The organism is Thalassotalea ganghwensis (assembly GCF_053485795.1).
On the sequence record NZ_JBQRUM010000017.1, the window covers coordinates 90,297 to 100,864 of the forward strand.

The 10,568-nt window shown below is 39.1% G+C and carries 9 protein-coding genes; 7 read left to right on the plus strand and 2 right to left on the minus strand.

The genetic code is table 11. The annotated features are described in order from the left end of the window. Window positions 1-23 precede the first annotated feature (23 nt). Both priC and ACSLUH_RS15815 read right to left on the minus strand, forming a co-directional pair. Complete coding sequence (priC, locus tag ACSLUH_RS15810; RefSeq protein WP_448568738.1) at window positions 24-632, minus strand: primosomal replication protein PriC; 609 nt, start codon at window positions 630-632, stop codon at window positions 24-26. 12 nt (window positions 633-644) lie between these two features. After that, window positions 645-1,403, minus strand: coding sequence for a TSUP family transporter (locus tag ACSLUH_RS15815; RefSeq protein ID WP_448568740.1), 759 nt, complete (start codon window positions 1,401-1,403; stop codon window positions 645-647). Window positions 1,404-1,990: 587 nt separating this feature from the next. On the opposite strand from ACSLUH_RS15815, the gene ACSLUH_RS15820 reads away from it, so the two are divergent. The 7 genes from ACSLUH_RS15820 to ACSLUH_RS15850 all read left to right on the plus strand — a co-directional run bounded on the left by ACSLUH_RS15820 (window position 1,991) and on the right by ACSLUH_RS15850 (window position 10,403). Further along, on the plus strand, window positions 1,991-4,975 hold the full coding sequence (locus ACSLUH_RS15820; protein ID WP_448568742.1) for a TonB-dependent receptor: 2,985 nt from the start codon (window positions 1,991-1,993) through the stop codon (window positions 4,973-4,975). A gap of 483 nt (window positions 4,976-5,458) precedes the next feature. Continuing rightward, window positions 5,459-6,238, plus strand: coding sequence for a DUF3450 domain-containing protein (locus ACSLUH_RS15825; protein ID WP_448568744.1), 780 nt, complete (start codon window positions 5,459-5,461; stop codon window positions 6,236-6,238). Then, window positions 6,238-7,587 carry a MotA/TolQ/ExbB proton channel family protein gene (locus ACSLUH_RS15830; RefSeq protein WP_448568746.1) on the plus strand — a complete coding sequence of 450 codons (1,350 nt, stop codon included), beginning with the start codon at window positions 6,238-6,240 and terminating at the stop codon, window positions 7,585-7,587. Before ACSLUH_RS15825 ends, ACSLUH_RS15830 begins: the two co-directional genes overlap by 1 nt. After that, window positions 7,587-8,111 (plus strand): MotA/TolQ/ExbB proton channel family protein, encoded by a 525-nt coding sequence (locus ACSLUH_RS15835; protein WP_448568748.1) that lies wholly within the window; start codon window positions 7,587-7,589, stop codon window positions 8,109-8,111. The genes ACSLUH_RS15830 and ACSLUH_RS15835 overlap by 1 nt, the downstream gene beginning before the upstream one ends. A gap of 12 nt (window positions 8,112-8,123) precedes the next feature. Continuing rightward, on the plus strand, window positions 8,124-8,525 hold the full coding sequence (locus ACSLUH_RS15840; RefSeq protein WP_448568750.1) for an ExbD/TolR family protein: 402 nt from the start codon (window positions 8,124-8,126) through the stop codon (window positions 8,523-8,525). Window positions 8,526-8,530: 5 nt separating this feature from the next. Beyond that, window positions 8,531-9,142 carry an energy transducer TonB gene (locus tag ACSLUH_RS15845; RefSeq protein ID WP_448568752.1) on the plus strand — a complete coding sequence of 204 codons (612 nt, stop codon included), beginning with the start codon at window positions 8,531-8,533 and terminating at the stop codon, window positions 9,140-9,142. Between the two features lie 10 nt (window positions 9,143-9,152). After that, window positions 9,153-10,403 carry a tetratricopeptide repeat protein gene (locus ACSLUH_RS15850; protein WP_448568754.1) on the plus strand — a complete coding sequence of 417 codons (1,251 nt, stop codon included), beginning with the start codon at window positions 9,153-9,155 and terminating at the stop codon, window positions 10,401-10,403. Window positions 10,404-10,568 lie beyond the last annotated feature (165 nt).

A 10,568-nucleotide genomic window follows, 5' to 3' on the forward strand; every position in this document is an offset into this window, starting at 1 on the left:
TATCAAGTATAACAATGGCGTTATTAACGTTTTTCTTGTTGTTCAATCTGGCGTTCAAGTTTTGATATTGCTTGTCGACATCGACCTAAACGTTGATGCATGATTAAAACAGCGTTTGCGGCTTGCTCTTTTTGGCTTGGTGGGGCCGTATTTAACAAGCTCTCCTTTTCTTTTAGCATTTCAATCAAGCGTCTTTCAAATTCAAGTATTTCCGATAATTTTTTGTATAGATCTTGGATTGGCTGAAACAATTGACGAGCGGCTTGTTGATACTTTTTGGCATTGACAGTGTTTCTTCTAATACTTTCTGTTTTATTTAAGTTGTTCTTGGCTTCGACTGTGTTAATTACGGCAGCTATTTGTCGCTCGATACGAGTAAGCTGGTGATGCGCTATATCACTTTTATTTAACTTCAGTAGGTGAGTAAGCTTTATAATACCTGCTTGGATTTCTTCGACATAATCGACAAGTTTTTCACTATGAGTTGAAAATAATCCTTCAGCAAATAAGTCATGCTCTTTTCTCCACTGATAAGCCTTGTCTTTAGCAAGGTAAGTATCTAGTTGCTGGGCTTGTTGGTGAAGCGCAAGGGTTATTTGACTAAGCTTTGTTAAAGCGGTGTTTGTAATCATCGACTAGTCACTCTACCACGCTTGATACATTAGATTGCCAGCCATCATCATCACGATAGTGATAAATGCCGGACGAATAAATTTTTGACCAAATTTTATTGCGCTATGAGCTCCAACCCAAGAGCCTAACATGATGAAAACCCCCATTGATAAACCAATAAAAACATCAACGTGACCGAGGTAAATAAAGGTTAACAGACTACAGAAGTTACTAACAAAATTTCCGGCTTTGGCTAAGCCGCAACTTAATAAGATATTAATCTTATATAATGCACTCGAGGAAGCGGTCCAAAACGCACCGGTTCCTGGGCCAGCGACGCCATCATAGAAACCAAGCGTTAGTGCTTGAACTATTTGTTTGATTTTTAGGGATATTCTTATTTCTGGTAGGCCTGCTTCATTAGTAACGACTGACTTGGCCAATAAAGTGTATAGCGCCGTGACAATAATGAGTACTGGTAACGATTTTTCCAGGAACTCTGTTGATAACTGGTTGACTATTAAGGTGCCTATAATTGCGCCAATGGCTGTAAAAATAATAGAGAGCCGCCAAAAATGGGGATCGAAAAGTTGCTTACGATAAAAAGTGATCGAAGAGGTTAGTGAGCCAAAAGAAGCGGCCAGTTTATTGGTTCCCAAAGCAACGTGAGGAGGAAGGCCTGTGGTAAGTAAAGTTGGCACGGTCAACATACCTCCACCGCCAGCGATTGCATCAATTAATCCAGCGACGAATCCAACACTGCACAGCGTTATCCAGAGTTCTAAATCCATTTTATTTGTTTTCTCTTAACATTTCGGGGAGTTTACCATAAGCAAAGGTAATTATTCGGATAAATTTAATAACCATCAAAATAGCAATACTTTTCAAGATATGTCACGTAGCGAGGTTGTAGCTGTTAAATATACTTTACAAGTGTCAATTTTAGCTACTTAACTTACTGTTTTAAATATTAAAACATACTTAATTTACATTTTGGTATCAAATGTAACATACGGTGTGATTGTGGAGGTTGGTATAATAGAAAATCTTAAGTGTTTGTTTTTTTAATTTGTTTTCTGGTTTTTAATGTTTCAGAAGTATGTCAAAGCTAACTTTTGAATTATAACAGTAAAATTAACATTTAAACCCTAAGTTATTGATATTGTTGCTGATAATTTTTTTATGGGTTAATGGTTGAATTTGTGGGCATTGACTTTAGAAAATTTATCCCTTGCCTAATTTTGTCAGAGCAATTAATCCCTGATTAGTATTGACCCCGTTAGAGCAGAAAAGTTTCATCGTTTCTCGCTTTAACCTACATAAAAAATTTATGAAACATGAAAACAGAGCCACCTTTGATGTGGTTCAGGGAGTCAATATGAAAAACATGTCTAAAACATTTAAGCGTTCAGTTGCCGCATTAGCTGTAACAACGGTACTCGGTATCGGTACAGCACAAGCCGAAGATATTATTGGTAATGTGGCCGTAACTAATGGATCTTCACAAGGGTATACCGTTAAGGCGGTAAACGTTGATACCGGTACAACTCGTTCATATAGTGTTGATAACGATGGTGGGTACCGTTTGGCAAAACTACCTACAGGTATATATGACGTAACTGTTCTAAAAGGCAATAAAGTGATTGCACAAGAGCAAGTTCGTTTAATGTTAGGTAAGAATGCAGTAACGAACTTTGAAGTTGAAGCGCCTTCTGATACCGAAGTTATTCAAGTGGTCGGTTCAAGTGTAGCGACTATCGATTTGTCATCTTCCGACTCTGGCTTAGTGGTTGGTGAAGTAGAAATTGATAGAATGCCCGTCGCTCGAAATATAACCTCTGTAGCTTTATTAGCTCCGGGTGTCGTTCAAGGGGATAGTGCTTTCGGTAATTTAGCATCATTTGGCGGAGCATCGGTTGCAGAAAATGTTTGCTACATTAATGGTATGGAAGTAACGAATACAAGAAACGGTTTAGGTTGTGGTCAATTGCCATTTGAGTTTTATAAAGAATTCCAAATAAAAACGGGTGGATATTCGGCCAAATATGGTCGAGCAACCGGCGGTGCGGTGATTGCGACAGCGAAAAAAGGTACTAATAAGTGGGAGTTTGGTGCAACGGCAACATATACGCCCGATTCATTACGTGGTGATGGACAGGTTTCTCGAGCCAATGGTGGCACAGGAAACGTTTATCGCGATTATTCACTAGATGAGCAATCAAATAAAGAGTTTACGCTTTCAGTTGGTGGGCCAATTATTGAAGATGAATTATTTTTCTATGCGATCGTCAACCCTAAAGACGATTCAAGAACCTATACCTTTAAAAACTCTTTCTGGAATCACTATTTAGCAAATGATCAGTATATAAAACGTGAATCATCTGGTGGTGATAACCTCTTTTGGGGCGCAACGATTGACTGGGATATCAGTGAGAACCATCGCTTAAGCTATTTTGGTTATTCTAATCGCCAAGATGCTATTGAGACAATTTACGAATACAACGCCAATTTAGGTAAAGACGGTATTGGCGAAGAAAATGGTAAACAAGTAAGAATGAGAGGTGGAGAAACCCATAGCTTAAGTTATACAGGCTACCTAACTGAAGATTTAATTTTAACTGCAATGGCGGGTAGAATTGAATCAGAATATGAAACGAGTGCGACTAACATTGAATGCTCTACTGTTAATGACGGTCGCAGCGGTATCGCGGCAGCAGACAGAATTAAAAGTTGTGGGCCGGGCGGCTCTTTCGGGGAAAACCATGATGCCAATACACAATATGGCATCGATGTAGAGTATACCTTTGGCGACCATACAATCACAGCAGGTTATGAAGTTCAGCAACGTGACACCACGCGCTTTACCATACCGACAGGTCCTGATGGTGGACATTCATATACCTACTATACCGTGCAGCCAGGAAAGTCTGTGCAAGGAGACGACGGTATTCTGTTTACTAACACCAGTGATCAACCTCAGCATTACGTTCGAGATCGAGTGTTTTCAAACGAAGAAAATGGTGGAGGGTTTACCAGTGACATTAAAGCGTACTTTATTGAAGATAAATGGGCAGTTACCGATGATTTAACCTTAAGTTTAGGATTGCGAGTTGATGACTTTAAAAATACAGGAGTAACAGGGCGTGTGATTAGCTCATTTACAACGGACGTTGCACCTCGTTTAGGTTTTAGCTGGGATCCTCAAGGAAATGGTGACAGTAAGCTTTATGGTACCTTTGGTCAGTACTATTTACCTATAGCTAACAATACCATTTATCGTGCTGCTTCAGGTGTCGATGATAGAACAACACACTATACTTTCACTGGTGCGGATGCTAATGGTGAGCCGATTGGTGCTGTTCCAGTTAATGGCACAGAAGCTAACTCGCAAACGGTCAGTTCTACACCGACATTCCCAACCAAAGAAACATTCGTTTCTCAAAATGCTGATCCTTTCTCGAAAGTTGAGTATATCTTAGGCTATGAGACGACTTTGTCGGATGAGTATACACTGCGTCTTAAAGGAACTTATCGTTATGTGGATTCAGCGCTGGATGACTATTGTGGAGCCTATGCGAATAGTTACTGTTTGATGGTTAACCCTGGTCAAGATGCTGTTTTTTATGTTGATGCGGATGATGACGGATTAGCAGATACTGATACCCCAAAGGTATTTAAAAACAGCGAAACGGTTCAGCTACCCAAAGGTGAGAATAAATACTATGCGTTGGAATCGACTTTACGTTATCAACTAGATGACTTTACTTGGACTGCAAGTTACACATGGTCGCACAGTTATGGTAATTTTGAAGGTGCAGTTAAATCTGATAATGGTCAGCAGGATGCAGGGATAACAACAGATTTTGATTTTCCAGCATTGATGGATGGTTCATATGGTAACTTACCGAATGACCGTCGCCATGTATTTAAATTCTTCGGTAGTTATAATGTAACTGAAAACTTTGTTGTTGGCTGGAATTCTACTTTAGCTAGTGGTCGTCCACGCTCGATAGTTGGTGGTACTTATTGGTCGAGCGACTCAGATCTTTATGGTAGCTACGGTGATACCTATTATATCACTCAACCTGATGATTCCATTACTTTCCACCCTCGTGGTAGTAACGGTACAACGCCTTGGACATTCAAACTGGATTTATCAGCCAGTTATTCTTTCAATGTAAATGGGGTTGATTTGAGAGCTTCATTGGATATCTTTAACGTTTTGGATAATTCGCAGCCGACAAGCTATGTCGATAACTATGAAGCATTCTGGACATCTAAAGAATATAACCCATATTATGATTCACCATTGGCTTATCAAACGCCAAGGTTTGCCACACTTAATTTAGAAGCGCGTTTCTAATTTAGCTAGGGTATCAGTCATAAAACCAACCTTTTTTAAGGTTGGTTTTTTTTTAAATACTAAAAATTAAGTGTTGATTATCAATTTATTTTCATTAAAGTTTCATAAAAAATATACAATTTGCCGTGAATAAAGTTTGACTTACTACGAAAGAATTAGTAAAACAATACGCGAGCATTTATTCTTTACCTCTTAACAAGATTGTTTAATTATTCAAAATTAAACTATGATTAGTAATCTTTCATCGATGTGAAGCGTGGGAGCACTAACGTCATAGCCATGTTAATGGATTTGAATAATTATTTAAGGAAGAGTAAATAAACAATCTTTTTAATGGGTCTTAGTTGACAGCATTGCTGTCGTCTGGGAATATTGCATGGTTTTATTCTAGAGAAATTAAAACTTTTAATAAATGGCAGATTATTAAATTTGCGTTAACAAATATTTTTGTTATCTAAATTCAATAACAATTGGTTGGGAACTATGTCCAAATTAAGCAAAAAGAGCCTTATCGCTTCGACGATAATTGGCGCATTAACATTGTCAGCTAGCAACTTTGCAGCTGCTGATGCACTTACTAATCTACAAAATGAAGAAGCTAAAATTTTTAAGGCTTCTGTTAAGTCTCAAAAGAAGATTAACAGCATCTATGAGCAAACGATTGATATGTTGGCAGAGTATCGCAATACTGTCGATGAAGCCGAAGTATTAAAAGGTTATAACGACCATGTTCAGAAAATGGTTGATGATCAAAAAGCAAACATCAAATCGTTAGAAGCTCAAATTGCTGGTATCGATAAAACCAAGCAAGGTGTTGTTCCACTAATGTATAAAATGATCGATACATTAGAGAAGTTTGTTGAATTAGACGTTCCGATGAACTTAGAAGCGCGTAAAGAGCGTATCGCTCAGCTTCGCGATGTTATGAACGATTCTAATGTCTCTGTTTCTGAGCAGTTTCGTCTAGTGTTAGAAGCTTATGAAATTGAAGCTAACTACGGCACGGTTTTTGACGCATATCAAGGTGAGCTTGATTTAGGTGATCAAGTATTAACTGCCGATTTCGTTCATATGGGCCGTATAGCGCTTGTAGCTCAATCTCTTGACTACAAAAATGCTTGGGTATGGAATAACAATACTCGCTCTTGGGAAAAGTTAGGTGATGAGTACTTAAAACCTGTAACTGACGCTATTCGTATGGCGCGCAAACAGTTATCACCAGACTTAGCTAAATTACCGGTATTTGCAGCAGGAGCGAAATAATGAAGAAGGCTATTAATTTTGTATTACTTGCGGCGTCTTTAACTGCAGGTATCTCTACAGCGGCCAATGCTAACGATTTAGATAAGTTGTTAGAACAAGTAAAGAATGACCGCATTTCTCAAGCTAAAATTGACAAAAAACGTGAAGCTGAATTTACTGCAGCACGCGCAGATAAGCAGGCGCTTTTAAACAAAGCCAAGGCCGAATTAAAAGCACAGCAAGATCGTAACAAGCGTTTAACCAAAGAATACGCTGACAATGAAATTACACTTGCTCAAAAAGAAGTAGAGTTGAAAAATGCTGAAGGTACATTGGGTGAAATGTTCGGTGTGAGCCGTGCGGCAGCTGCCAATGCATATGGTCAGATTTCAACATCTATCGTCAGTGCTGAATATCCAGGTCGCGGCGAAATTCTTAACGAAATCGCTAACTCTAAGGCTATCCCTGATCTTGAGCAGTTAGAAGAATTATGGATTGCACTACAAACAGAAATGACCCAATCAGGTCAAGTTTCACAGTTTACTACCGAAGTTACCAACTTAGATGGTTCTAAATCAACTGAAACAGTAACTCGTATTGGTACCTTTAACTTAGTGTCTGAAAATGGTTACTTAAACTATAACGATGAAGTTGCACAGGTTCAGCCACTGGGTAAACAACCAGCGGGTTATATCTCTGAAACCGCTTCTAACTTCTTTAATCAATCTAGTGGCTACCATGCAGTTTATGTCGATCCTTCTCGTGGAGGTATCTTAGCACTTGAATCTCGTAAGAAAACGCTAATGGAGTTTTACCATGAAGGTCGTGAAGTAGGTTACGGCATCACTGTATTACTAATCATTGGTTTGTTAATTGCGCTTGAGCGTATTATTGTTTTAGGTGCGGTTTCTTCGAAGATCAAAGCGCAAGAGAAAAACTTAAGTCAACCTAACGAAAACAATCCATTAGGTCGTTTGTTGAAGGTTTATCATGAAAACAAAGATGCAGACGCTGAAACGTTAGAACTTAAACTTGACGAAGCTATTTTACGTGAAACACCGACAGTTGACCGTGGTATTAACTTGATCAAGATGTTTGCAGCTATTGCGCCATTAATGGGTCTATTAGGTACGGTTATCGGTATGATTATGACTTTCCAAACAATTACCCTGTTTGGTACAGGTGACCCGAAAATTATGGCGGGTAACATCTCTTTAGCACTTGTAACCACTGCATTAGGTCTAATCGCAGCATTACCATTGATTCTAGTACACAGTATCGTAGCTGGTCGAAGCAAAGCAGTATTACACAAATTAGATGAGCAAAGCGCGGGTTTAATTGCTGCGATTGCAGAGAAGGAGTCTAACTAATGTTATTCCTGATAGAGCTTATCGAATCTGTCAGGAGTTTTATTGCAACTGGCGGTAACGTGCTTTACTTTGTCGCCTTTGCACTCTTATTGATGTGGATATTGATGATTGAGCGCTATTGGTTCTTAGCATCAAACTACCCGCAAATTCGTGATGATATCATTGCGCGTTGGGATGCAAGAAGTGACACGACTTCTTGGTATGCACATCGAATCAGAGATACATGGATCTCCGAAGCGACAGAACAACTCGAACGTAACATGATTACGATTAAAACCTTAGTGGCGATGTGTCCACTGATTGGATTGCTAGGTACGGTGACAGGTATGATTTCTGTTTTTGAAACGATGGCACAACAAGGTACGGGTAATCCACGTCTAATGGCGTCAGGCATTTCGATGGCAACGATTCCAACAATGGCAGGAATGGTAGCCGCTTTATCTGGCGTGTTTTTTAGCAGCAGATTAGACGCAAAAGTTAAACTAGCCAAGGCTAAACTGGTTGACAGTTTACCTCATCACTAGAGAGATATTGTAATGGCACGTAAACGTATTCGTGAAGAAGAAGAAGCAGCGATTGATATGACACCGATGCTTGATATTGTTTTTATCATGCTGATATTCTTTATCGTAACTACCTCTTTTGTTAAAGAAGCAGGTATTGAAGTAAATAAACCTAAAGCGGCAAACCAAACCAAACAAAAATCAGCCAACATCTTTATTGCAGTTAAAGATAACGGTGAAGTTTGGATGGATAAGCGTCGTGTTGATATTGAACGTGTTGCAGCTAACATAGAAAAACTTTTAGCCGAGCAGCCGACAGAGGTTGTAATTGTCCAAGCTGACAAAGATGCTAAACATGGTGTTGTTGTAAAAGTAATGGACGCTATCAAAGAAGCGGGCATAGACAGAATTTCTATCGCTGCAGCTAAGGGGTAGGTTATATGGTACGCTTTTTAGCATCAATACTATTAGGCGCAGCGATAACTTTTGGACTGTTTTCTTTTATGGCTTTCCTTATTTCTAGCGGTGATAGAAATAAGGAAGAAAAATTAGAAAATATTGTTGTAGAAGTTAACACTACGCCGCCGAAATCGTCAGCAGAGCAGCGTCGCCGTGTTCCGCCGCCGCCGCCGCCGCCGCCCAAAACACCACCTAAGCCTCAGACTCCAGAGCCTGAAGCTAATAATAACACTGGTGGGTTATCTTTTAACCTTCCTAGCGTTAATCTCGGTGGGGCTTCGACAAGCATTGCGGCACCTGGGGCATTTGGTCGTGATGGTGACGCGACACCTATTGTTCGAATCGAGCCTAAGTATCCAATGCAAGCAGCTCGAGATGGAACAGAAGGATGGGTTAAGCTTTCATTTACTATCAATGAAATTGGTGGTGTAGAAGATGTAGAAGTCATCGACGCTGAACCGAGAAGGGTTTTTGACCGAGAGGCTAAGCGGGCACTTCGTAAGTGGAAGTATAAACCAAAAGTTGTTGATGGTAAGCCACAAAAACAACCAGGTTTAACCGTTCAGCTAGACTTTAAAATGAATCAAGGGTAATGGAGGAAATATGAAAAAGATTTTTACATCATTATTGGTGTGTGCATCTCTTGTCACTCTTCAATTGCCATCTTCATTTGAAGTGCAGGCTGCAGGAGCACAAGAAAAGCCTAAGCGTAAAGTACATTTACCAGGACCTAATGTGGGTAAAAAAGTAGCGAAAGCTTTTGAATTATACTCAGCTGATGATGTTGATGGCGCTTTAGTCATTTTAAACGAAATCGAAGCTAAGAAAGATTATGACAAAGCATTCGTAAATTTCTTTACTGGCCAAATGTATGCGATGAAAGGCGACACTAAAAAGGCGATTAGCTTTTTAAAAGACGCTGTAGCTCCTGATATCCTCAATGAGGCTGATCATGGTAACTCATTGAAATTGCTTGGCGACTTGCAAATGCAAGAGGAAGCATATAATGATGCTATCAAAAGCTATTACGCATGGATGGACTTTACTGGTAAGCAAGATGGTGATGTCTGGACCAAAGTAGCTAACGCTCATTATACGCTTAAGCAATTAGATAAAGTTATCGATCCTGCTGATAAAGCGATTGCAGCCTACGGAGATAAGCATAACCAAAATCCCTATATATTAAAGATTACTTCATTTTATGAACGTAAAAAGTATAAGGAAGCGGTTAACGTTTTAGAAACTGTTGTACAACTCTTTCCTGAAAACAAAACGTTTTGGATTCAATTAGGTAAGTTTTATTCACTTATCGAAGATTACCCCAAATCTCTTGCTACGATGGATCTTGCTTATAAGCAAGGCTTTCTAGAAAAAGAGGCCGATTTAAAATTATTAGCGCAGTTATATCAGCAAAGTGATATTCCTCATACTGCGGCTGTAATTTTAGAGAAGCATATTAATAGTGGTGATATTAAACGTGACGATAAAAACTTAGGTGCTTTAGCAAACGCTTGGCATGCTGCTGTTCATATTGATAAAGCAGCTAAATACTATGGTGAGCTAGCGAAAATGACCAATGATGCTAAACACTACAGTAAGCAAGGTAATTTGTTGAAGCAAGATGAGCAATTCAAAGCCGCAGTTGTCGCTTTAAATAAAGCTATTGAACTGGGTGTTAAGGATAAAGGTCGCACCTACATGAGTATTGCGGAAGCGCATTTTTATTTGCAAGATTATAAATCTGCCTATCAAGCTTTTAAAGAAGCTGCTAAAGACCCTAAAACTAGAAAATATGCTAGAACGTGGTTGACGCATACTAAAGATACTGCAGCAAGAAAAGGAAAGTCGATTTAACTTTCTATCTTGCTAACATCTTTAAAAAGCCAGCTTTTAGCTTAATGCCGATCAGTTAAGAAATATTTAATGATCCATTGACCGATCAACTGGTTAGTTTATAAAGGCTTCTGAATTTATTCAGGAGCCTTTTCTTTTGCAATTAACAACAGCACTTTCTCTTGC